General features: G+C 56.8%; 36 protein-coding genes. 4 read left to right on the forward strand and 32 right to left on the reverse strand.

Annotated features, from left to right (window positions below; translation table 11 throughout):
• Positions 1-14: 14 nt before the first annotated feature.
• The 8 genes from rplQ to rplO form a co-directional block, all read right to left on the reverse strand.
• Positions 15-434: a 50S ribosomal protein L17 gene (gene rplQ / locus BOA8489_RS17505; RefSeq protein WP_093975601.1), complete on the reverse strand. Its 420-nt coding sequence runs from the start codon at positions 432-434 to the stop codon at positions 15-17.
• A gap of 131 nt (positions 435-565) precedes the next feature.
• Positions 566-1,582, reverse strand: coding sequence for a DNA-directed RNA polymerase subunit alpha (locus tag BOA8489_RS17510; protein WP_093975602.1), 1,017 nt, complete (start codon positions 1,580-1,582; stop codon positions 566-568).
• Between the two features lie 118 nt (positions 1,583-1,700).
• The gene (gene rpsK / locus BOA8489_RS17515) at positions 1,701-2,087 is read right to left on the reverse strand and encodes a 30S ribosomal protein S11 (RefSeq protein ID WP_093975603.1); all 387 of its coding nucleotides are present in this window, start codon (positions 2,085-2,087) and stop codon (positions 1,701-1,703) included.
• A gap of 15 nt (positions 2,088-2,102) precedes the next feature.
• Complete coding sequence (gene rpsM, locus BOA8489_RS17520) at positions 2,103-2,471, reverse strand: 30S ribosomal protein S13 (protein ID WP_093975604.1); 369 nt, start codon at positions 2,469-2,471, stop codon at positions 2,103-2,105.
• Positions 2,472-2,703: 232 nt separating this feature from the next.
• Entirely contained in the window at positions 2,704-3,858 is a 1,155-nt protein-coding gene (locus tag BOA8489_RS17525; RefSeq protein WP_141138328.1) for a glycosyltransferase, read from the reverse strand.
• A gap of 78 nt (positions 3,859-3,936) precedes the next feature.
• Positions 3,937-4,581, reverse strand: coding sequence for an adenylate kinase (locus BOA8489_RS17530; RefSeq protein ID WP_093975606.1), 645 nt, complete (start codon positions 4,579-4,581; stop codon positions 3,937-3,939).
• Positions 4,578-5,939: a preprotein translocase subunit SecY gene (gene secY, locus BOA8489_RS17535; RefSeq protein WP_093975607.1), complete on the reverse strand. Its 1,362-nt coding sequence runs from the start codon at positions 5,937-5,939 to the stop codon at positions 4,578-4,580. The genes BOA8489_RS17530 and secY overlap by 4 nt, the downstream gene beginning before the upstream one ends.
• Positions 5,940-6,043: 104 nt before the next feature.
• Entirely contained in the window at positions 6,044-6,517 is a 474-nt protein-coding gene (gene rplO / locus BOA8489_RS17540; RefSeq protein WP_093975608.1) for a 50S ribosomal protein L15, read from the reverse strand.
• 300 nt (positions 6,518-6,817) lie between these two features.
• Here rplO and BOA8489_RS17545 point away from each other — a divergent pair, with 300 nt between their 5' ends.
• The 3 genes from BOA8489_RS17545 (at position 6,818) to BOA8489_RS17555 (ending at position 8,842) form a co-directional block, all read left to right on the forward strand.
• Positions 6,818-7,153 carry a hypothetical protein gene (locus tag BOA8489_RS17545; protein ID WP_093975609.1) on the forward strand — a complete coding sequence of 112 codons (336 nt, stop codon included), beginning with the start codon at positions 6,818-6,820 and terminating at the stop codon, positions 7,151-7,153.
• A gap of 154 nt (positions 7,154-7,307) precedes the next feature.
• Complete coding sequence (locus BOA8489_RS17550) at positions 7,308-7,856, forward strand: hypothetical protein (protein WP_141138329.1); 549 nt, start codon at positions 7,308-7,310, stop codon at positions 7,854-7,856.
• 227 nt (positions 7,857-8,083) lie between these two features.
• Positions 8,084-8,842 (forward strand): methyl-accepting chemotaxis protein, encoded by a 759-nt coding sequence (locus BOA8489_RS17555; RefSeq protein WP_176440357.1) that lies wholly within the window; start codon positions 8,084-8,086, stop codon positions 8,840-8,842.
• Between the two features lie 118 nt (positions 8,843-8,960).
• On the opposite strand, the gene rpmD is transcribed toward BOA8489_RS17555, so the two are convergent.
• From rpmD to BOA8489_RS17650, 19 genes are all read right to left on the reverse strand, one after another.
• A complete protein-coding gene (rpmD, locus tag BOA8489_RS17560; RefSeq protein WP_093975612.1) occupies positions 8,961-9,149 on the reverse strand; it encodes a 50S ribosomal protein L30 in 189 nt (62 codons plus the stop codon).
• Between the two features lie 2 nt (positions 9,150-9,151).
• On the reverse strand, positions 9,152-9,727 hold the full coding sequence (rpsE, locus tag BOA8489_RS17565) for a 30S ribosomal protein S5 (RefSeq protein WP_093975613.1): 576 nt from the start codon (positions 9,725-9,727) through the stop codon (positions 9,152-9,154).
• A gap of 98 nt (positions 9,728-9,825) precedes the next feature.
• Positions 9,826-10,185: a 50S ribosomal protein L18 gene (rplR, locus tag BOA8489_RS17570; protein ID WP_093975614.1), complete on the reverse strand. Its 360-nt coding sequence runs from the start codon at positions 10,183-10,185 to the stop codon at positions 9,826-9,828.
• Positions 10,186-10,196: 11 nt separating this feature from the next.
• Positions 10,197-10,730: a 50S ribosomal protein L6 gene (gene rplF / locus BOA8489_RS17575; RefSeq protein ID WP_093975615.1), complete on the reverse strand. Its 534-nt coding sequence runs from the start codon at positions 10,728-10,730 to the stop codon at positions 10,197-10,199.
• Between the two features lie 10 nt (positions 10,731-10,740).
• Positions 10,741-11,133 (reverse strand): 30S ribosomal protein S8, encoded by a 393-nt coding sequence (gene rpsH / locus BOA8489_RS17580; RefSeq protein WP_093975616.1) that lies wholly within the window; start codon positions 11,131-11,133, stop codon positions 10,741-10,743.
• 14 nt (positions 11,134-11,147) lie between these two features.
• Positions 11,148-11,453: a 30S ribosomal protein S14 gene (gene rpsN / locus BOA8489_RS17585; RefSeq protein ID WP_093975617.1), complete on the reverse strand. Its 306-nt coding sequence runs from the start codon at positions 11,451-11,453 to the stop codon at positions 11,148-11,150.
• 19 nt (positions 11,454-11,472) lie between these two features.
• The gene (rplE, locus tag BOA8489_RS17590; RefSeq protein WP_093975618.1) at positions 11,473-12,036 is read right to left on the reverse strand and encodes a 50S ribosomal protein L5; all 564 of its coding nucleotides are present in this window, start codon (positions 12,034-12,036) and stop codon (positions 11,473-11,475) included.
• Positions 12,036-12,341, reverse strand: a complete 306-nt coding sequence (gene rplX, locus BOA8489_RS17595; RefSeq protein ID WP_093975619.1) for a 50S ribosomal protein L24 — start codon at positions 12,339-12,341, stop codon at positions 12,036-12,038. Before rplX ends, rplE begins: the two co-directional genes overlap by 1 nt.
• Position 12,342: 1 nt before the next feature.
• Positions 12,343-12,711 (reverse strand): 50S ribosomal protein L14, encoded by a 369-nt coding sequence (gene rplN, locus BOA8489_RS17600; protein WP_085526616.1) that lies wholly within the window; start codon positions 12,709-12,711, stop codon positions 12,343-12,345.
• A 77-nt stretch (positions 12,712-12,788) separates the two neighbouring features.
• Positions 12,789-13,019, reverse strand: coding sequence for a 30S ribosomal protein S17 (rpsQ, locus tag BOA8489_RS17605; protein ID WP_093975620.1), 231 nt, complete (start codon positions 13,017-13,019; stop codon positions 12,789-12,791).
• A gap of 4 nt (positions 13,020-13,023) precedes the next feature.
• Positions 13,024-13,230 carry a 50S ribosomal protein L29 gene (gene rpmC / locus BOA8489_RS17610; protein ID WP_093975621.1) on the reverse strand — a complete coding sequence of 69 codons (207 nt, stop codon included), beginning with the start codon at positions 13,228-13,230 and terminating at the stop codon, positions 13,024-13,026.
• Between the two features lie 209 nt (positions 13,231-13,439).
• A complete protein-coding gene (locus tag BOA8489_RS17615) occupies positions 13,440-14,051 on the reverse strand; it encodes a TIGR02466 family protein (RefSeq protein ID WP_093975622.1) in 612 nt (203 codons plus the stop codon).
• Positions 14,052-14,198: 147 nt separating this feature from the next.
• On the reverse strand, positions 14,199-14,414 hold the full coding sequence (locus tag BOA8489_RS17620) for a DUF6552 family protein (protein WP_093975623.1): 216 nt from the start codon (positions 14,412-14,414) through the stop codon (positions 14,199-14,201).
• 142 nt (positions 14,415-14,556) lie between these two features.
• Positions 14,557-14,970, reverse strand: coding sequence for a 50S ribosomal protein L16 (gene rplP / locus BOA8489_RS17625; protein WP_093975624.1), 414 nt, complete (start codon positions 14,968-14,970; stop codon positions 14,557-14,559).
• Between the two features lie 11 nt (positions 14,971-14,981).
• Positions 14,982-15,692, reverse strand: a complete 711-nt coding sequence (gene rpsC, locus BOA8489_RS17630; protein WP_093975625.1) for a 30S ribosomal protein S3 — start codon at positions 15,690-15,692, stop codon at positions 14,982-14,984.
• Entirely contained in the window at positions 15,692-16,072 is a 381-nt protein-coding gene (gene rplV, locus BOA8489_RS17635) for a 50S ribosomal protein L22 (RefSeq protein ID WP_093975626.1), read from the reverse strand. Before rplV ends, rpsC begins: the two co-directional genes overlap by 1 nt.
• Before the next feature lie 3 nt (positions 16,073-16,075).
• On the reverse strand, positions 16,076-16,354 hold the full coding sequence (gene rpsS / locus BOA8489_RS17640; protein ID WP_093975627.1) for a 30S ribosomal protein S19: 279 nt from the start codon (positions 16,352-16,354) through the stop codon (positions 16,076-16,078).
• Between the two features lie 3 nt (positions 16,355-16,357).
• The gene (rplB, locus tag BOA8489_RS17645; protein ID WP_093975628.1) at positions 16,358-17,200 is read right to left on the reverse strand and encodes a 50S ribosomal protein L2; all 843 of its coding nucleotides are present in this window, start codon (positions 17,198-17,200) and stop codon (positions 16,358-16,360) included.
• A 432-nt stretch (positions 17,201-17,632) separates the two neighbouring features.
• Positions 17,633-18,355: a VPLPA-CTERM sorting domain-containing protein gene (locus tag BOA8489_RS17650; RefSeq protein ID WP_093975629.1), complete on the reverse strand. Its 723-nt coding sequence runs from the start codon at positions 18,353-18,355 to the stop codon at positions 17,633-17,635.
• A 645-nt stretch (positions 18,356-19,000) separates the two neighbouring features.
• Between BOA8489_RS17650 and BOA8489_RS17655 the strand changes: the two genes are divergently transcribed.
• Complete coding sequence (locus tag BOA8489_RS17655; RefSeq protein ID WP_093975630.1) at positions 19,001-19,471, forward strand: hypothetical protein; 471 nt, start codon at positions 19,001-19,003, stop codon at positions 19,469-19,471.
• 54 nt (positions 19,472-19,525) lie between these two features.
• Here the strand turns inward: BOA8489_RS17655 and BOA8489_RS17660 are convergent, their stop codons facing one another.
• The 5 genes from BOA8489_RS17660 to BOA8489_RS17680 all read right to left on the reverse strand — a co-directional run.
• Entirely contained in the window at positions 19,526-19,822 is a 297-nt protein-coding gene (locus tag BOA8489_RS17660) for a 50S ribosomal protein L23 (protein WP_093975631.1), read from the reverse strand.
• Positions 19,819-20,436 carry a 50S ribosomal protein L4 gene (gene rplD, locus BOA8489_RS17665; RefSeq protein ID WP_093975632.1) on the reverse strand — a complete coding sequence of 206 codons (618 nt, stop codon included), beginning with the start codon at positions 20,434-20,436 and terminating at the stop codon, positions 19,819-19,821. Before rplD ends, BOA8489_RS17660 begins: the two co-directional genes overlap by 4 nt.
• 1 nt (position 20,437) lies before the next feature.
• Entirely contained in the window at positions 20,438-21,301 is an 864-nt protein-coding gene (gene rplC, locus BOA8489_RS17670; protein ID WP_093975633.1) for a 50S ribosomal protein L3, read from the reverse strand.
• Positions 21,302-21,314: 13 nt separating this feature from the next.
• Complete coding sequence (gene rpsJ, locus BOA8489_RS17675; protein WP_093975634.1) at positions 21,315-21,629, reverse strand: 30S ribosomal protein S10; 315 nt, start codon at positions 21,627-21,629, stop codon at positions 21,315-21,317.
• 63 nt (positions 21,630-21,692) lie between these two features.
• The coding region (locus BOA8489_RS17680) for an EF-Tu C-terminal domain-related protein (RefSeq protein WP_503092228.1) at positions 21,693-21,819 on the reverse strand (127 nt) is incomplete at its 5' end.

The raw sequence follows: 21,819 nt of genomic DNA on the forward strand, positions 1-21,819 counted from the left end.
CAGTGGTCTGATTCTTATTCTTCTGCAGCTTCTTCTTCTGCAACCCGTGCGCGGTCTCCGGCGCCCTTGGCGTCGACGTCGCGGTCGACCAGCTCGATGATCGCCATCGGCGCCATGTCACCATAACGGAAACCAGCCTTCAGAACGCGGGAATAACCGCCCTGACGCTCGGCATAACGTGGCCCAAGAACGTCGAACAGCTTCGCCACATAGGCGTCCTGCTTCAACTGCGATGCCGCCTGACGACGCGCGTGCAAATCGCCGCGCTTGCCCAGCGTGATCAGCTTATCGATGATGCGCTTGAGTTCCTTTGCCTTTGGCAAAGTTGTCTTGATTTGCTCATGTTCGATGAGCGAGCCAGCCATGTTTGCAAAAAGCGCCTTGCGGTGCTCATGGGTGCGGTTCAGGCGGCGATAGCCTCGTGCGTGACGCATGTGTCTTCTCCAAATATGTGCCCTCTACGGGCGGTTTTGCTTTGTCCGGCCGGCGATGCGTGTCACCGACTCTCCTTGGGGCATGTGCCCGGTCGTCAATGGCGGGCGCTGTCACGCCCGCCACTCAAAGATCAAAACTGATCTTCAAATTTCTTGGCCAGATCTTCGATGTTCTCCGGCGGCCATTCCTCGACATCCATGCCAAGGTGCAGACCCATTCCGGACAGCACTTCCTTGATCTCGTTCAGCGATTTGCGGCCAAAGTTCGGCGTGCGCAGCATTTCTGCTTCGGTCTTCTGAATAAGATCGCCGATGTAGACGATGTTGTCGTTCTTCAGGCAGTTAGCCGAACGCACCGACAGCTCAAGCTCGTCAACCTTCTTCAGCAGAAGCGGGTTGAACTCAAGACCATCATCATCGCTCTCTGCGCGGGCCGACTCGGGCTCGTCGAAGTTCACGAAGATCGACAGCTGATCCTGAAGAATGCGCGCCGCGTAAGCAACGGCATCGTCCGGCGTAACCGAACCATCTGTTTCCAGTTTCAGTGTCAGCTTGTCATAATCAAGAACCTGACCTTCACGTGTGGGCTGAACGTCGTACGAGACCTTCTTCACAGGCGAATAGATCGCATCGACCGGGATCAGGCCAATCGGCGCGTCCTCGGGGCGGTTCTTGTCGGCAGCAACATAGCCTTTGCCGGTGTTCACGGTCAGTTCGATGAACAGATCAGCGCCGTCATCCAGGTGGCAGATCACGTGATCCTTGTTCAGGATCTCGATGCCAGCGGTTTCAGTGATGTCACCAGCGGTCACAACCTGTGGACCCTTTGCGGAAATCGACAGACGCTTTGGTCCCTCAACTTCCATACGGATCGCAACGCCTTTCAGGTTCAAAACGATGTCCGTGACGTCTTCGCGCACACCAGCAACGCTGGAAAACTCGTGCAGAACGTTGTCGATCTGAACAGACGTGATAGCCGCGCCCTGAAGCGACGACATCAAAACGCGACGCAGCGCGTTGCCAAGCGTCAGGCCAAAGCCGCGCTCAAGAGGTTCCGCAACAACAGTGGCGATCCGCGCAGGGTCATTGCCCGGCTTTACGTCCAGTTGCATCGGCTTAATCAGTTCTTGCCAGTTCTTATGGATCATGTGGGTCTCCTCAATTCCGGTCCGCGGCCCATGTCCAAGACAGCAGACGCCCCGAGGGTCAAAATAACGACGCCGGGCCTCGACATGCATCGAGACCCGACAGCTAGTAACTCAAGCCTTAGACGCGGCGGCGCTTAGGTGGGCGGCAGCCGTTGTGGGCAATCGGCGTCACGTCACGGATCGACGTGATGTTGAAACCAACGGCGGCCAACGCACGAAGTGCTGATTCACGACCCGAACCCGGACCCTGAACTTCCACTTCCAGCGTGCGGACGCCGTGTTCCTGTGCCTTCTTGCCTGCATCTTCCGCAGCCATCTGAGCGGCGTAAGGTGTCGACTTCCGCGAGCCTTTGAAGCCCATGGTGCCTGCCGACGACCAGGCAATCGCATTGCCCTGTACGTCCGAGATCAGGATTTTTGTGTTGTTGAAGGATGAATTCACATGAGCAACGCCAGTAGCGATGTTCTTGGAGACCTTCTTCTTGACGCGACGTTCACGTGCCATCGGTCAAACCCTCCCTTATTTCTTCTTACCGGCAATGGCCTTTGCGGGGCCTTTGCGGGTGCGAGCGTTGGTGTGGGTGCGCTGACCGCGAACCGGCAGGTTGCGACGGTGGCGCAGGCCACGATAGCAACCAAGGTCCATCAGACGCTTGACGTTCATCTGCACTTCACGGCGCAGGTCGCCTTCAACAGTGAAGTTCGCGTCGATGTGCTCGCGGATCGCAAGGACTTCGGCATCGGACAGTTCGTTTACACGACGTGTCTCATCAATGTTTACGGCTTCGCAGATCGACTTTGCCGAAGCAGGGCCGATTCCGGTGATATAGGTAAGGGCGATTGGAACCCGCTTTGCAGTCGGGATGTTTACGCCGGCAATACGTGCCACGTTTGGACTTCCTTTTCGTTGCGGGTCCGTAATGCCGGACCCTTTTTTCACAACGCAAGCCCGAGGCGTGCGGCCACGGGCTTTACGAATCTGATCGGATGGTTTTCCTGCGGGGAGCGACCCCTGCGTGGTTAACCGATTCTCTTTCGAGATGGCGGTATCTAGGGCGTTGCGGCCATGGGGTCAAGGGCGTTCGGGGCGTTTCGTCTTCCGCCCGATCGCCTGCCAAATCTCACCCTCCGCGCGCCAGCCCGACCATTCGTTCAGCCGCGACATCTGAGGGAACAAGTGAAGCCATTTCCGCCGCCACCAAAGCGCATCGCTCGGCAATATCCTGGTTTTTCATGATCTCCGTCACGGCGTCGGCGACACCCTCTTCAATCGGGTCGGACACCATCAGACCAAGTCCGGCGCGCTCGGCGCGCCTGGCATTGTCGAACTGGTCCGCGAAAAGCGGCGTGACCACCTGTGGCAAACCCGCGCCGAATCCGCCCAGCAACGTTCCTGAACCGCCATGACACAGGATCGCCGCTGCATGGGGAAACACTGCGGCCTGCGGAACAAAGCTGCGCACGTCCACATTTCCCGGCACATTCTCAAGTGAACTGATGTCAAAATTTGGGCCCACAGTCAGCAGGATCTCGGTATCGGTCTGCGCAAGGGCATCCAGAACCAATTGATAGAGATGTCCCTTTTGGCCAAATCCCGCAGCAACGGTGCCGAATGTCATATAGACAAGCGGGCGCTCCCCTTTCGGCGTCCAGTCCGTTTCGGGAACCGGTCCACTCGAAGCGGTACTAACGCGCATGGGCGGGTTGTTTTCGCCAGCTTGAGCATCCCCGTCAAAAGTCTCGGGAAAAGCCGTGAAAACCGGTTCTTCCCAGATCATAGCCTTTGAGTCGCCTGCGGCGCCGACACCTTCCAACAAGGTCGCAACCGGCTCAACCGCGTAAGAATTGACAAGCTCCTCGAACCCGCAGTTATGGACATTAACGCGGGCGTGCGGAATGCCATACGCCTCGGCCACCACCAATCCGGCATATTCCACCGACTCGCGCACAATCACATCCGGTCGCCAAGTCTCAACCGCCTGCCTCAGGCCCGGCATTGATCTCTCGGCAGTCGCACCGGCAAACATCTGAGGGATCGCGATCTTCACCATATCGTCGTCACGCACACCACGGTGCGGCCCCCAAATAGCCTCCAACTCCGGACCACTCAGGCACTCGAAAACATGGTGCCTGAACCCCGCTTTCGCGATGATCGGCGCACAAGGTTCGGGCGCGGCAATCTGAACGTCATGCCCAAGTCCGGCCGCAGCCCTGGCATATGGCAAAAGCGGGCGAATATGGCCTTCGCCTTTTGTCGACGTAAAAAGAATGCGCATGACAGCCTCGCCCAATGAAAAAGAGCCGCCAAACGGCGGCCCTTTGAGAATGTCATGCTTTCTTGCGAAACGGAAACCTCACGCGTCCAAAACGCGTGCAATTCCCGCAGCAACTTCGTCGATCTCGCCCAGCCCCGGCACCCAGCGCAGCTGGCCCTTGGCATGGTAGTAACCGATCAGCGGCGAGGTCTTCTTGTAATACTCCATCAGACGCGTCTTGAGGCTCTCCTCATTGTCGTCCGCGCGGCGCGTGAATTCCGTACCACCGCAGTTCGAACACTTCCCGTCATCCGGGATCGGTTTGGTGATGTCATTGTAAACCTCACCACAATCACCGCAGGTCGAGCGCGCTGTGATCCGCGCAACCAGCGCCTTGTCGTTCACTTCCATCGAAATGACGTGGTCCAGCCCCGTTCCGTGCTTTGCAAGGATATCGTTCAACGCGTCGGCCTGCGCCAGCGTCCGCGGGAACCCGTCAAAGATGAACCCCCCACGTTGATCGCCTTCAAGCTTCTCTTCGATCAGCCCGATCACAATCGCGTCCGTGACCAACTCTCCCGCGTCCATGATCGCCGCGACCTTCTTGCCCATTGCTGTGCCGGAAGACCGCGCATCGCGCAGCATGTCCCCGGTCGACAGTTGGATCATATTGCGACCGTCAACCAGAATGCGAGCTTGCGTGCCTTTACCGGCACCCGGTGGCCCGAGCAGGATTATGTTCATCGTCTGTTAGTCCCCCGTGTCTTCCCACCGCGCTTTTTGCCGCGCAGTTGGGACTTCTCAATCAGCCCTTCGTATTGATGAGCCAGAAGATGAGACTGGACCTGCTGAATAAAGTCCATACCCACAGAAACAATAATCAGGATCGACGTGCCGCCGAAATAGGCCGTGATCGCAAGGTTCGTGCGCACGATCTCGGGCATAAGGCACACCAGCGCCAGATAACCCGAGCCCAGCACAAGAATACGATTCACAACGTATTCAAGGTATTCCTCGGTCTTCTTGCCGGGCCGAATACCCGGAATAAAGCCGTTTTGGTTCTTCAGGTTCTCGGCCACATCCTCGGGCTTGAAGGCCACGTTGAATGTGTAAAAGTATGTGAAGAACATGATCATGCCGCCGAAGAACAGCAGATAGAGCGGCTGTCCGGGTCCGAAATAGGCCAGAATCCAGCTCATCACCGGCCCGGCATTACCGCCCGAGAAGGTCGAAAGCGTTGTAGGCAACAGCAACAAGGACGAAGCAAAGATCGCCGGGATAACACCCGCAGGGTTCACCTTGATCGGCAAGTGCGACGAGCCGCCGTCATAGACCTTCATACCCACCTGACGGCGTGGGTACTGAATATGCACCTTCCGCAGACTGCGCTCCATGAAGACCACAAAGACAAGCGTCGCCAGCAGCATCACGACGATACCCAGAATAACCGCCGTCGACAAAGCGCCCGAACGGCCTTGCGCAAAGAACTGCGCCAAAGCACCGGGAAGCTCCGCGATAATACCGACGTAGATAATCAGCGAAATACCGTTGCCGACGCCGCGGGCTGTGATCTGCTCACCCAGCCACATAAGGAACATCGTGCCGCCAACCAGCGTGATCACGGTCGATGAGATAAAGAACCAGCCGGGGTTGGTCACCAGACCGCCTGCCTGCATCGACACAGCCAGACCATATGCCTGCACTGTTGCCAGGAAAACCGTGCCATACCGCGTGTATTGCGTTATTTTCCGGCGTCCGTTCTCGCCCTCTTTCTTCAGCTGCTTCAACGGCGCCCACATGGATGCCAGAAGCTGCACGATGATCGAGGCCGAAATATACGGCATGATGCCCAGAGCGAAAATGCCCATCCGGCTCAGCGCGCCACCCGTGAACATACCCAAAACGCCGGCGATCCCGCCTGCGGCCTGTTCCATAAAGTCACGAAGCGCCTGTCCGTCGATGCCGGGGACCGGAATATAGGTGCCGATGCGGTAAACGATCAGAAGGCCGAGGGTGAAAAGCAGGCGTTGCCGCAACTCGGTCGCTTTTCCAAGCGTTGACCAGCTGACGTTGGCTGCCATTTGCTCTGCTGCGGATGCCATACATGTCTCTCTTTAATAAAAGCGCCGCCAAACCGGTTCCCGGATGGCGGCAGCTTGGAAAACCTGTGAGTTATGTAAGCGGCTCATGCGCCGCTCACAAGTCGTTACTCAGCCGCCGACGCGGATGTGACCGTCAGTGATCCACCTGCTTTTTCGACCGCAGCAATTGCGGACTTCGACGCACCTGTCACAGCGATCGTCGCCTTGGCCGAGAACTCACCCTTGGCCAGAACGCGAACACCGTCCTTTTTGCGACGGACCAGACCGCTTTCGATCAGTACATCTTCGGTGATGTCTTTCTTGGCGTCGATCTTCTTGTCGTCGATGAACTTCTGGATCAGACCAAGGTTCACAACAGCAAATGCCTTGCGGTTCGGCTTGGAAAAGCCGCGCTTTGGCAGACGCTGATAGAGTGGCATCTGGCCACCCTCATATCCTTTGATCGCAACGCCCGAACGGGACTTCTGGCCTTTGATACCACGTCCACCGGTCTTACCAGTGCCCGAACCCGGACCACGGCCAATGCGTTTACGTTTTTTGGTAGCACCGGGATTGTCCCGGAGTTCATTCAGTTTCATGTCGCTTCTCCTTGCCGGATGCGGCCCCCAGCGACGGGAGCGGCCGAACACGGCGTTTTTGATAAGGTTTACGTGACCCATTTTGGGGCCACCGGCGGCGTATAGGGGAAGTCGGCGGGGTTTGGCAAGAGGTATGAAGGTGGACTTGCGGCTTTTGAAGTGGCGTAGACGAGGAAAGTCACGCCGTACGGACAGAAAGTGACTCGCTATCGCCGATCCAAACGGTTCCCGTGTATCCGTAGTTCTGGCTTAAGCTTCGCGTTAGGCACATTTTAAGCCCTATGGGCAATTAAGCCTTCCATGAACCACTCTATAGCTTGGTATCTTGCGATCGCCTGTCTCACATTGCTCGTGAGCCCTTTGGCAATTGTTTCGTCGCAAGCCGGTCAGGCTGACCCCGCCGATCTCTACATAATCGTTGATGGCGGCGGATCATCGCTTTCCCAGAGGAATTTGATCTCTTACGGCGCAAGTGAGGTCGGCCCATTCCGTGGTCTTCTTGCCAAAATGATACATGCCCCACCCTCCTCCAGAACTCTGCTTTTGCAGGCGGGCTACGTCATGGTGCCGGCAAGCACTCTGGCCGCGATTTGCGGGATCACCAAGGACCGCACAACTCTCACAAGGAAGAATTAAAATGCTACGCTCGATACCCTTCAACCCAGTTAGCATGGTCTTTGTGCTTGCGGCCGTTTTGCTTGTCTGCGGGGCCGGTACAGCACTGGTTGTCGGATCACATCTGGCCTCTGTCGTGGGAACGTCTTTCGCGTTTTTGATCCTTGGTGTGGTGATGGCAGTCGCCCAGCCGCGCCTCGCACCCCTAGGTGCCTCCGTCGCCTTGATAGGTCAGGCGATTGCATTCACCGCCGCCTTCCAGGGACATCCTTGGCAACTCGACAGCCATATGATGTTTTTCGCGTTGCTGGCTTGCCTAGTCAGTTTGCGCAGCATCGCAGCGCTCTTCCTTGGGACCTTCATTATCGCGCTGCACCACCTGTCGCTGTCCTTCATAATGCCCTCTTTGATTTATCCGACTGGGGGATTCCTTGAGAATTTGGCGCGCACCATTTTTCACGCGGTGATCGTCCTGATGGAAACATTCGCGCTCGTGGCGACCGTGCATCAGCTCAATCGCGCGGATCGCGATATGAGACATCAAAATGAGGCGCTGGAAGATAGCTTGAAAGACGCTGATCGCGCCAAAAAAGAAGCCGTGGCATCGAAGGATCGGGCAGAAACAGCGCAAAACGAGGCGCTTGAGGCTAAAACTGCCGCGGAAGCAGCATTGGAACAAGCACGCAAAGCTGACGAAGTGCGAAAAGCAGCGGAACTTGAATAACAGAGATCGGAAGAGCTACGCACGAGAGTTGTACAGGCCAAGAGCGAGGAGCAGGCGCAAGTCGTCGATACGCTGCGGGTGGCTCTCACAAGGCTTGAAGGGGGCGATCTGACTGCACGGATCACGCAGGAGCTGCCAGAAGACTACGCAACTTTGCGTGCCGGGTTTAATGCCGCGATGCAGTCATTGGAGGAATGGTGTCCGTCGTCGCCCAAAGGTCCGAGCAAATGGATGCAGAAATTCGAGAAATATCAACATCAACCAACGATCTCGCACGCCGGACGGAAGTCCAAGCCCAAAATCTCAACGAAACCTCCGAAGTTCTGCGTGAACTCACAAAGAGCGTTCGCGCGAACGCCTCTAGTGTTGAAGATGCTCATCTCTCAGCCCAATCCGCACAATCCGACGCGCAAGCAAGTGGTGACGTTGTCATGCAAGCTTCTCAGGCAATGGAAAAGATCAGGATTGAGTCCGGGAAGATCGGAAAGATCGTTGAACTTATTGAGGGTATCGCGCTTCAGACCAATCTCCTGGCGCTGAACGCTGGAGTAGAAGCCGGACGAGCTGGTGATGCGGGTCGAGGTTTTTCGGTTGTCGCTGCGGAAGTTCGCGGTTTGGCGCAAAGGTCTTCAGAGAGCGCCACCAGCATTCGCACACTGATTGATCGATCGGGTGCAGAGGTCGAGAACGGGTCATCGCAGATTGCCAAAACGGTCGACTCTCTTGGAAGCGTGGAAATCACCATCTCCGAAATAACTTCCCAAATGGATAGCATCTCCAGTTGTACCCAGGATGAGAGAGATCAGATTTCATCATTGAATTCGACTATTGAAGAAATGGGCATAGTCACGCAGAAGAACGCTGCCATGTTCGAGGAGACGAGCGCGGCATGTGCGAATTTGTCGAGTGGAGCAAAGGACCTGCGCGAACTGACTCAGCAATTCCAGGTGTCTGACACCTCTCAAAGAACAGATGCTGCTGCATAGGCCCCGATGCACAACCCGATATGCTGCGGCAAACTTTGCTGAAGCGTGATCCGGCCCTAAAGAAAAGGGCGCCTCTATTCCTCGAGACGCCCTAAAATGTTCCACAAAAAACTCAGCCTTAGCCGCGCTCTTCGATGATCTCTACCAGATGCGGGATCTTGTTAACCATGCCGCGAACCGAGGGCGTATCCTCTAGCTCACGCGTGCGGTGCATCTTGTTCAGGCCCAGTCCGATCAGCGTCGCGCGCTGCTCCTGTGGGCGGCGGATTGGCGAACCGATCTGCTTTACGACAATAGTTTTAGCCATGATCAAGCTTCCTCAGTCTCAGCAGCCGCAGCGGGCGCTTCGTCACGCTTTGGCAGGATGTCGGCGACCTTCTTGCCACGACGCTGCGCAACCGAGCGCGGGCTCGCTTGCTTGTTCAGACCGTCAATGGTGGCGCGGATCATGTTGTAGGGGTTCTGCGATCCCAGCGATTTCGCGACAACGTCCTGAATGCCAAGCATCTCGAACACAGCACGCATCGGACCACCGGCAATGATACCAGTACCCGTCGGCGCTGTGCGCATGACAACGCGGCCAGCACCGTGACGACCGTCGATATCGTGGTGCAACGTGCGACCTTCGCGCAAAGGCACGCGGATCATCTGACGCTTGGCTTGCTCGGTGGCTTTGCGAATAGCCTCGGGGACCTCTTTCGCCTTACCTTTGCCAAAACCAACGCGGCCCTTCTGGTCGCCAACGACGACAAGTGCTGCGAAGCCAAAGCGCTTACCACCCTTAACGGTCTTGGAAACGCGGTTGATCGCGACCAGTCGGTCAGCGAATTCCGGGGTCTCGTCGCGATTGCGGCGGCCGCCCCTCTGTTGTGGTTCTCTGGCCATCTGGCCTCCTCATTTTATCGTGGCACACCGTGCCGTTGGTCCAACCCTGGTGCCAAAAAGCCCGGGTCATCGGAGGGGCATAACGCCCCCCACGCCGTTTAGATCTTCAGTCCTGCTTCACGGGCCGCGTCGGCCAGAGCCTTCACCTTGCCGTGGAACAGGAAGCCGCCACGGTCGAAATAAGCCTCTTCGATGCCCGCCTTTTTGGCGCGCTCGGCGATGGCCGTGCCGACTTTGGTTGCCGCTTCGATGTTGTTCTTGCCAACAACGCCAAGGTCCTTCTCAAGCGACGATGCAGACGCAAGCGTCGTGCCTGCCAGATCGTCGATCAACTGGACGCTGATGTTCTTGTTCGAACGGTGAACGGAAAGACGCACGCGCCCTGCGTTCACTTTGCGAAGTTTGTTCCGGACGCGCATACGACGCTTCTGGAACAGCTCTCTTTTGGAAAGTGCCATGTGTCCGGTCCTTACTTCTTCTTACCTTCCTTGCGGAAGATATATTCGTCTTTGTACTTGATACCCTTGCCCTTATAGGGCTCGGGCGCACGCCATTCGCGGATGTTTGCCGCGACCTGACCGACGAGTTGCTGATCAATGCCCGCAACGGTGATTTCCGTTGGTTTTTCGGATGTAACAGTCACACCCTCTGGCACATCGAAATTCACTTCGTGGCTGTAACCGAGGTTCAGCTTCAGGACATTGCCCTGAACCTGTGCACGGTAACCAACACCGTTGATCTCAAGCTCTTTCTTGAAACCGGTCGAAACGCCGGTAACAAGGTTGCCAACCATGGTGCGGCTCATGCCCCACTGCTGCTTGGCGCGCTTGGATTTTCCGCGTGGCTCGACCTTGATGATGTTGCCATCAATCACGATCGACACGTCGTCCGACGCAGTGAACTGGCGCTGGCCTTTCGGGCCTTTGACAGTGACGGTCTGACCCGACACGGATGCTTCCACACCCGATGGCAGCTCTACCGGTTTTTTCCCAATTCGAGACATCGTTCCCTCCTTAGAAGACCGTGCAGAGCACTTCGCCGCCGACGTTGGCTGACCGTGCTGCTTGATCTGACATCACGCCCTTCGGCGTCGATACGATAGCCACACCCAGACCCTGACGGACCGTGGGGATGTCTTTTACGCCCATGTACACACGACGACCAGGGGTCGACACGCGCTTGAGGTCGCGAATTACCGGAGTGCCTTCGTAGTACTTCAGGCTGATTTCGAGGGCCGGGTGGCCGTCCTTGCCTGTCGTCTCTTCGAAACCGCGGATGTAACCTTCGTCCGCCAGCACTTCGAGAACCCATTTGCGCAGCTTGGAGGCCGGCGTCTGAGTTGTGGATTTTCCACGCATCTGCGCATTTCGAATGCGCGTCAGCATATCACCAAGAGGATCGTTCATTTTTTGATACCCCCTTACCAGCTTGACTTCACGAGACCGGGAATTTGGCCCGACGAGCCAAGATCCCGCAGCGCGATCCGCGACATTTTCAGCTTGCGGTAATAGGCGTGTGGACGCCCCGTCAGCTGACAACGGTTGTGAAGACGTGTGGCCGAGCTGTTGCGCGGCAGTTTTGCAAGCTTGAGGCGCGCTTTGAAACGCTCTTCCATCGGCTTGCTTTCATCGTTTGCGATCACTTTAAGCGCAGCGCGTTTGGTGGCGTATTTGTCCACCAGAGCCTGACGCTTCTTTTCGCGTTCGATCATTGCTTTCTTTGCCATCTCGTACTCTCTCCCAGGCTCAGCTGTTGAATGGCATGTTGAAATGCTTCAACAGCGCCTTGGCTTCTGCATCCGTGTTGGCGTTGGTGCAGATGATGATGTCCAGTCCCCAGACTTCGTCGACTTTGTCAAAGTCGATTTCCGGGAAAACGATGTGCTCTTTCATGCCCATGGCATAGTTGCCACGACCGTCGAACGATGTGCCCTTCACGCCGCGGAAGTCGCGAATACGAGGCATTGCAACGGTGATCAGGCGATCAAGAAAGTCGTACATGCGGTCGCCGCGAAGGGTAACCTTGGCCCCCAGAGGCATGTCTTCGCGAACGCGGAAACCAGCGATGGATTTCTTGGCTTTCGTGATGACGGCCTGCTGACCGGCGATCTTGGTCAGGTCTTCCTGAGCCGATTTGGCTTTCTTGGAATCCCGAACCGCTTCAGCGCCAGCACCGATGTTCAGAACAATCTTGTCCAAACGCGGGATTTGCATGTCGTTCTTGTAGCCGAACTCTTCTTTCATCGCAGGGCGGATCGTCTCGCGATAAACAGTGACGAGGCGTGGTGTGTATGTTGCTGTATCAAGCATCAGATCACGTCTCCTGTTGTTTTGGCGAAGCGCACTTTCTTGCCGTCTTCGACTTTGAAGCCGACGCGTGTTGCCTTGCCGTTGCTGTCTACCAGAGCGAGGTTCGAAAGCTGGATCGGCACAGCGACCGGCTGACGACCACCTTGGTCATTCTGAGATTGCTTGGTGTGGCGAATGGCCATGTTCACACCGTCAACCACAGCCTTGCCGGCTTTCGGGTTGATGGATGTGATCGTGCCTTCGCGACCCTTGTCCTTGCCAGCAAGGACGACGACCTTGTCGCCGGATTTAAGCTTAGCAGCCATCTTACAGCACCTCCGGGGCGAGCGAGATGATTTTCATGAAGTTCTTTGCGCGCAGCTCGCGAACAACTGGTCCGAAGATACGTGTACCGATCGGCTCGTTGTTGTTGTTCAGGATGACGGCGGCGTTGCGATCAAAACGGATCGCGGTGCCATCTTCGCGGCGGACTTCTTTGGCAGTGCGAACGACGACGGCTTTACGCACGTCCCCTTTCTTCACACGACCGCGTGGGATGGCTTCTTTTACCGAGACGACAATAATGTCACCGACGGAAGCGTAACGACGCTTGGAACCACCCAATACCTTGATGCACTGAACACGGCGCGCGCCGCTGTTGTCAGCAACATCCAGGTTGGTCTGCATCTGGATCATTTGGTTTCTCCCGACCTGTGGGACCGCTTTGCAGTCATTGGCCCCAGGGTTTCGCTAATATTCTAGGTGGCTTTGGCTTAGTCGGCCAAAACCTCCCAACGTTTCGTTTTCGACTTCGGCGCACATTCCTGGATGCGGACCAGATCGCCCGTCTTGAATGTATTGGCCGCATCGTGAGCCCGGTACTTCTTGGACTTACGGATGGTTTTCTTCAGAACCGGATGCGTGAAACGGCGCTCGACCGACACGGTGACGGTTTGAGCGTTCGCATCGCTGGTGACGGTGCCTGTGAGGATTCTTTTAGGCATTTCTTCAGGCCTCCGCAGCGGCAGCGGCCGCCTTCTGGTTCAAAATGGTCTTAACCCGGGCTGCTTCGCGGCGCACGACGCGCATACGGGCAGTGTTTTCCAACTGGCCCGTGGCCTGCTGGAAGCGGAGGTTGAAAGCCTCTTTCTTGAGGTTTGCCAGCTCGTCACGGAGCTGATCGGGAGTTTTCTCCCGCAGTTCATTGGCGTCCATCGCCGTATTCCTTTTTCAACATCACCGGAGAGCCCAAAAGGGTCACTCTGATTCCGGTGGAGTGGACAGTAAGCGCGCCGTATAGGCCCCGCGGCCCGTATTGGCAACCCTTGTTTTCAGATCGGTTTTCCCGGCCTTCGGCCGCGATCCGCCGGGGGTTCCACCCCCGGACCCCCGGGATATTTTTCAACAGAAGAAGGAGGGGCCGGTCAACTTTCCCATTTATAGTTGAAGCTGACGCTGATGCGGTCGTCTTCAGCCATGTTCATTGGCACTTCGTGGCGCAGCCAGCTTTCCCACAACAGCACATCTCCGACCTTGGGCGCGACGTAGACGAATGTTTTCAACTCGTCTCTCGCGTCTTTCCTGCGAGGAGGGGCGGCCATCATCATCGCGTGGCGCGGATCTTCGAATTTGATTGCACTGCCGCCTTTTGGCATGGCCACATAGGTCGTGCCGCTGACCACTGAATGGGGGTGAATGTGGGCGGTATGGATGCCGCCCTCGGGCAGGATATTGATCCACAGGTCTTCCAGAACGATTTTGCGATCGCCCAGGTCAAAATCCAGTGTCTCGACGAAAGCGGCGACATGCGCGTCAAGTTTCTTGATCAGGTCGGCAAAGATCGGGAACCGCCAGCCGAGGTCGCTCAGGCTGGCGTAACTGGTGTAGCCCGGAAAGTCGTTTTCTTCGCACCAGGCCTGACCTGCCTCGTCGTCCTCGGCGATGGACAGGCAGGAAGCTTCCAGTTCGCCGGCGTCAATGCCGGAGAGCCGGGAGTGATAGAGCGGGGTAGAAAAGAGCATGCGTATGTTTGACATATCCGCCTTTTAGCGCGGATCGCGGTCTAAAACGAGAGGCGATGTTCGCAGGTTGTCGGCCCAAAGATTGGAGCGCTCGCAAGAGGACGTCGGCGATATTGGGTCGCATCACGGCAGCAGCGGCCCCGCAAATCTCTTGAGACGGCTTCAGGCGTTCAGGTACCCGACCGACAGGGAAAGAAAAGCGCCGACATGCACCAGCATGATGGCCCGGTCTTTCCACATCACGCCCACCGCGAACCACAGCGCAATACCGATCAAAAAGGCAAACACATTCCAAGGCACGATATTCAGACCGGTCAGGCCATACCCAAAGAGCTGGATAACCGTTGCGATCCATTTCACAACATCAACGGATTTCATCAAGCGCACGCTCCCCAGCAGAATGTGAAAAGGGCGGAGCCAACGCTCCGCCCAGTTTTTGGTCTTGTTTCGGTTATCAACCGCAAATCCGTTCAGGATTTGCCAGACTGATCCGATCCTGTTCGCATTGCGAAAGCGATACTTACCAGTCTTCGCGAACGATCGTGCGGGTCTTGACTGGCAGCTTCATCGCAGCAAGGCGCAGGGCCTCGCGAGCGACGTCGTCCGTCACACCGTCGATCTCGAACATCACGCGGCCTGGCTTCACTTTGCAGGCCCAGAAATCCACGCTCCCTTTACCTTTACCCATACGAACTTCGACAGGCTTGGAGGTCACCGGAGTGTCCGGGAAAATGCGGATCCACACACGGCCCTGACGCTTCATGTGACGCGTCATGGCACGACGGGCAGCTTCGATCTGACGTGCGGTCACACGCTCTGGCTCGGTGGCTTTCAGGCCATACGTGCCAAAGTTCAGATCGGATCCACCCTTGGCTTCACCCTTGATGCGGCCTTTGTGCATCTTGCGGAATTTAGTGCGCTTTGGTTGCAGCATCTGTTTGCTCCTTAATTCCGACGGCCGCCAGCACCACGCGGTGCAGGACCATCCTGAAGCTCTTGCTGACGACGGTCACGAGCAGCGGGATCGTGCTCCATGATTTCGCCTTTGAAGATCCAGACCTTGATGCCGATGATACCATAGGCGGTCTTTGCTTCTGCCAGAGCATAGTCGATGTCAGCGCGCAGAGTGTGGAGCGGCACGCGACCTTCGCGGTACCATTCCGTCCGTGCGATTTCCGCGCCGCCGAGACGACCCGCAACGTTCACACGAATACCAAGCGAACCCATACGCATTGCGTTTTGAACCGAGCGCTTCATGGCGCGACGGAACGACACACGGCGCTCAAGCTGCTGCGCGATGCTTTCGGCCACCAGGGCGGCGTCCAGCTCGGGCTTGCGGACTTCAACGATGTTGAGATGCAATTCGCTGTCGGTGATCGCGGCGATCTTGCGACGCAGACCTTCGATGTCCGCACCTTTCTTGCCGATGATCACACCCGGACGGGCTGTGTGGATCGTCACGCGGCACTTCTTGTGCGGACGCTCGATGATTACGCGGCTGATGCCGGCCTGCTTGCACTCTTCCTTGATGAAGTCACGGATTTTGATGTCTTCCAGCAGAAGATCACCATAGTCCTTCGTGTCGGCGTACCAACGGCTGTCCCAGGTCCGGTTGACCTGAAGCCGCATACCGATCGGGTTTACTTTATGACCCATTATGCTTGCTCCTCAACTTGGCGGACCTTGATCGTCAGTTCCGAGAACGGCTTGACGATGCGACCGAAACGACCACGCGCACGCGGACGTCCACGCTTCATCGTCAGGTTCTTGCCGACGTAAGCCTCGGCGACGACCAGTTCGTCCACATCAAGGTTGTGGTTGTTTTCAGCGTTAGCGATGGCCGACTGAAGACACTTCTTCACATCGTCCGAAATCCGCTTCTTCGAGAACGTCAGATCGGACAGCGCCTTCTCGACCTTCTTGCCGCGGATCATCGCAGCCACGAGGTTCAACTTCTGCGGGCTTGTACGCAGCATGCGCGTCTTTGCCATCGCTTCGTTGTCCGCCACGCGGCGTGGATTCTTTTCCTTGCCCATGACTTATTTCCTCTTCGCTTTTTTATCAGCGGCGTGACCGTAGTAGGTGCGTGTTGGCGAATACTCACCAAACTTCTGACCAATCATTTCCTCGGAAACGTTTACCGGGATGTGCTTGTGGCCATTGTAGACACCAAAGGTCAAACCAACGAATTGCGGCAGGATCGTCGAACGACGGGACCAGATCTTGATCACTTCGTTACGGCCCGACTCGCGAGACTTTTCGGCCTTTTTCAAGACATAGCTGTCTACAAAAGGGCCTTTCCATACTGAACGGCTCATATCTTAACGGCCCTTCTTCTTGGCGTGACGCGAACGCAGGATAAGTTTCGACGACGCCTTGTTCTTGTTCCGGGTGCGCGCACCCTTTGTCGGCTTGCCCCACGGCGATACCGGGTGACGTCCACCGGACGTACGACCCTCACCACCACCATGCGGGTGATCGACCGGGTTCATCACGACGCCACGCACAGACGGGCGGATGCCCTTGTGACGGTTGCGACCGGCTTTACCGAGGTTCTGGTTGCTGTTGTCGGGGTTCGACACGGCACCCACAGAGGCCATGCACTCCTGACGGACGAGACGAAGCTCCCCCGACGAGAGGCGAATCTGTGCGTAACCACCGTCACGACCAACAAACTGAGCGTATGTACCAGCCGCACGGGCGATCTGCCCGCCCTTGCCCGGCTTCATCTCGATGTTGTGGACGATTGTGCCGATTGGCATGCCCGAGAACGGCATCGCGTTGCCCGGCTTCACGTCAACCTTGGCGCCCGCTACGACCTTGTCGCCAACGGCCAAACGCTGAGGTGCAATGATATAAGTCTGCTCGCCGTCATCGTACGTGATCAGTGCGATAAAGGCGGTCCGGTTCGGGTCATATTCGATCCGCTCAACCGTAGCAGCTACATCAAGCTTGTTCCGCTTGAAATCTACAATGCGGTAAAGACGCTTTGCGCCCCCACCCTTGCGACGCATCGTGATCCGTCCGGTATTGTTCCGTCCGCCATTCTTTGTAAGTCCCTCAGTGAGGGCCTTTACAGGGCGACCTTTCCAAAGCTCCGAACGGTCGATCAGCACCAGCCCTCGCTGGCCCGGCGTCGTCGGCTTATACGACTTAAGTGCCATGCTTTCTGTCTTCCGTTTGCTTCGTGCCGGGTGTTCCCGGCTTTTCAGTTTAAAGGGCCCCGAAGGTCCCCGGCTAGAATTGGGTTTCCCCAAAGAAAACCACCCCGGACGAATCCGGGGCGGGTGTTGAGGGGGCTTCTAGCGGGGATGGGGGTGGGTGGCAAGGGGTCAGGTCGGCGTTTTCCTGACGCTAAAGACCCGCCGCTTGGCCATTCACGGTGCCAGCCGTCGACCCATCTGCAAAAAGCCAGAAAGTGCCCGGACCGTCAGACGCACACAATCCATTCAAGAACCGCGCAGCCCACCCGATCGCACGCGTTGAGTCTGGCTTGAAATGTCTGGCAGAGAACCCGAGGTGGGTATCCGAGGTTCTCTACCAGCCAAGCCAGAAAGGAACAGCCCAAACTGACTCACACCACTAGCGCGAGTTCGCTATGAACGACGGCGGCGCATCGCTGCAAGCCCGCCGAGACCACCCAGAAGCAACCATACAGCTGCCGGCAGTGGGATCTGGCTAACGACAAGGTCATCTAGACGCGCGTTTGCGTCGCCTGCGGCGGACCAGACGGCCTTGCCGATGTCCAGACCCAAATCATTCAGGCTGATGATATAGCCGTAGTTCTTGCAGATTATCGCTTCAAAGCACTCCGCCTCGTTGCCCGGATCCGATCCCTCGCCATCGAAATAGACGATATCAAGACCCCATTCTCTTACATCTGCGAATGTTTGCAGATTTCCAAAGAAGAACGACAGCCCATCAGCTGGCGAAGCGTCATCAAATGAGGCGTAGAGATCCAACGTCACGAAGTTCGTTGGACTTCCTTCCTGCTCATCACCGATTGCCCCGTTTCCTGTATTCAGGAAATAGAAGCTGAACAGGTCGAAGTTTTCCTGATCTTCGCGATACAGCGTAGGCTCAACGGTCTGAGTTGTCTCAATCGTGCACTTTCCGTCGGCGCACAGTCCGCCCTGGATATTGACCGGTTCCATAATATAACCGCCAACGACATAGGACTTGTCACCTTGCTCGTTGATGACAGTTCCGCCATCACCGGAAGCCCCGTCGAAGTCGATTTTAAATGTGGCCGCGTTGGCGGCTGCCGCTGCGCCTATCGTGACCAAAGCGGCCGCGCAGATTGTACTAAAAACTCTCATATTTTTGCCCCCACAAAAACAGAATATATCCGTCGAAAGAAGACGGCGACTCGCATTGAAATGCGAACTCTGCGGGCAGTTTACCTTAGGTAACTCAGATTAATGCACAATAATTTGGCAAACGACGACGAGAAGGACCGTCACAGTCGATTTCGGCAAAGAATGGCTCAGTTAAAGCCCTAATTGTCTACTAATGGCGACCAAAAAGCAGAGATTGCCCCTTACTGTTTCAAATAATGCGCCGTGCCAACGACCAAAAATCGCGCGTCGTCGCCGCTTCGAAGTTCTTGATAATTCGACCCAACGGTCATTCTTGATGCGCTGTCACGCTCCGATTTCACCTCGTCAAGCCCCGCCCGCTCCCTTAACCCCCTCTCAACACTCCTTATCGCCCTCACCACATCTAGCCACGACCCAAACTCCCACCACAACACGCACCGACGTGGCACCGACGTAGTACCGACGTCATACCGACGTCCCGAAACCGCGCATTTCCCTTAAAACGTTGACGTTAACCATTCCCCGCGCTGCACCACCCCTCGACCACCGAACGTTGCGCGGCTTCTCACGGTGAATTCACTTGCCCGCATTGCTCCCAGCCCGTCTAGTGACGTCAGGATTTCTTGAAGCCATTTTGGAGCACCCATGAAACTGATCGCCGCAGCCCTTGCCTTGACCCTCGTTACCCCTGCAGCCATCGCTCAGGAATTTGATGTCGAAATTATCGGCTACGGCAAGACCGAGCAATTCTTCGAGCCCCTGTCAGGCGATCTTATGGTAACCGACTCCCGCTCCCAGTTCGAAGACTTCGAGAACCTTGAAGGCACACCTCTTGAAGGCATGACCGGTCGCTGCTTTGGCAGCGCCACCATCTTGCGCGGCGTTCCAAGCGGCCATGGGAACTGTGTTTTCACCGACCCCGAAGGGGGCAAAGTCCTGCAATCTTGGAGCCTTGATGAAGTAGGTCAGGGCGGCAGCGCAGGCACATGGCATTTCGTCGGCGGCACCGGCAAACACGAAGGCATCACCGGCCGTGGCCACTACATTCGGCTCACCAACAATACCGCAGGCACCACCGAGACACGCATCTATGGAATAGCCCGCTGGCCAGAATGAAAAAGGGCTCCGCCACGTGGCGGAGCCCCTTCATTTCCAAGCCGTACGGCTGACTTAGAGGCCAGTCGTCACGTCGATTGTGTTGCCTTCTTCAAGCGTCACATAGGCTTTCTTGACGTCTTTGCGCTTGCCCAGTTGGCCGCGGAACCGCTTGACCTTGCCTTTGGTGATGGTCGTGTTCACGGCCTTCACCTTGACACCAAACAGACCTTCTACAGCCTCTTTGATCTGCGGTTTGTTCGCGTCGATCGCTACCTCGAAAACGACGGCACCGTTTTCAGACGCCATTGTTGTTTTCTCAGTGATGATCGGCTTGCGCACGACATCGTAATGTTCGGTCTTCGCACTCATTTCAGTCGAGCCTCCAACGCTTCGATCCCTGCTTTCGTGATCACCAGAGTGTCACTTTTCAGGATATCATAGACATTCGCGCCCATCGTCGGCAGCACATCGATGGTGTCGATGTTGCGTGTCGCAACTGCGAAGTTTTCGTCCACAGTCGCGTCGATGATCAGAACGCGCTTCCAGCCAAGTGCCTTGACCTGCTTGGCCAATGCACCTGTCTTGGTGTCCTTCGCGGACGCCTCATCCAGGATGACCAGATTGCCGGTTGCCGCTTTCGAAGACAGCGCATGCTTGAGACCAAGCTTGCGGAACTTCTTTGTCAGCTCGTGGCCGTGGCTGCGTGGGGTCGGACCTTTGTAGATACCACCACCGCGGAAAATCGGAGCATTCCGGGACCCGTGACGTGCGCCGCCGGTGCCCTTCTGGCGATAGATTTTCTTGGTGGAATAGCTTGTTTCCGACCGTGTTTTGACCTTGTGGGTCCCGGCTTGCGCGTTGTTGCGCTGCCAGCGGACCATGCGGTGCAGGATGTCGGCACGAGGCTCGAGACCGAAGATCTCGTCGCCAAGATCGACCGACCCGGCTTTCTTGCCGTCCAGTTTGATCACGTCGAGTTTCATATCACTCACCGTCCTTCTTCTCTGCTTCAGCCGCTTCGGCCTCCGCAACTACATCGGCCTTCGCGTCTTCTGCTTCCGCAGCTTCCATTGCGGCCTGCTCGGCTGCAGCGGCTTCAGCGGCTGCGGCTTCTGCTTCTGCGGCAGCGGCTGCTGCGGCTTCTGCGGCGGCTTTTTCAGCTTCTTCAGCGGCAGACTTCAACGCAGCTGGAAGAATGACGTTCTCCGGAACCGGCTTCTTCACCGCATCCTTGATCGTCACCCAACCACCCTTCGATCCGGGAACGGCGCCCTTGACCATGATCAGGCCACGGTCGGCGTCCGTGCGGACAACCTGGAGGTTTTGCGTCGTCACGCGGGCAGAACCCATGTGACCAGCCATTTTCTTGCCCTTGAAGACACGGCCGGGATCCTGACACTGACCGGTCGAACCGTGGCTGCGGTGGCTGACGGATACGCCGTGCGACGCACGCAGACCGCCAAAGTTCCAACGCTTCATGGCACCCTGAAAGCCCTTACCCACCGACGTGCCGGACACGTCAACGAACTGACCTTCAAAGTAATGGTTTGCAGTGATCTCTTCGCCCACGTCGATCAGGTTTTCCGGATCAACCCGGAATTCCGCGATCTTCCGCTTTGGCTCGACCTTTGCAGCGGAGAAGTGTCCGCGCATCGCCTGAGACGTCCGCTTGGCCTTCGCAGTGCCCGCACCGAGCTGAACAGCAGAATAGCCATCCGTCTCGGCCGTGCGCTTTGCGACGACCTGAAGTTTGTCGAGTTGGAGAACGGTCACAGGGATCTGCTTACCGTCGTCCATGAACAGCCGGGTCATGCCGACTTTCTTTGCGATCACACCAGAGCGCAGCATAATGAAGCCCTCCTTAGACCGAAATTTGAACGTCCACACCAGCGGCGAGGTCGAGCTTCATCAGCGCGTCCACGGTCTGTGGTGTGGGGTCAACGATGTCGAGAAGACGCTTGTGCGTACGGATCTCGAACTGGTCGCGCGACTTCTTGTCGACGTGCGGACCACGGAGAACCGTGAATTTCTCGATTTTGTTCGGCATCGGTATCGGGCCACGAACCGAAGCGCCTGTGCGCTTGGCTGTGTTCACGATTTCCTGTGTGGACGCATCCAGCACGCGGTAATCGAAGGCCTTGAGCCGAATGCGGATGTTCTGACTGGCGACTGCCATGGTCTTATCCTTTCGTTGAGAGGTGGAGCAGGTCACCCTGCCCCACATCGAACCGGTTTATGTTTAGTCGATGATCTTCGACACGACGCCTGCGCCGACGGTGCGGCCGCCTTCGCGGATCGCAAAGCGCAGACCGTTTTCCATCGCAATCGGCGCGATCAGCTCAACCGTGAACGACACGTTGTCGCCC

It is taken from the genome of Boseongicola aestuarii (genome assembly GCF_900184815.1).
Lineage (GTDB): Bacteria > Pseudomonadota > Alphaproteobacteria > Rhodobacterales > Rhodobacteraceae > Boseongicola > Boseongicola aestuarii.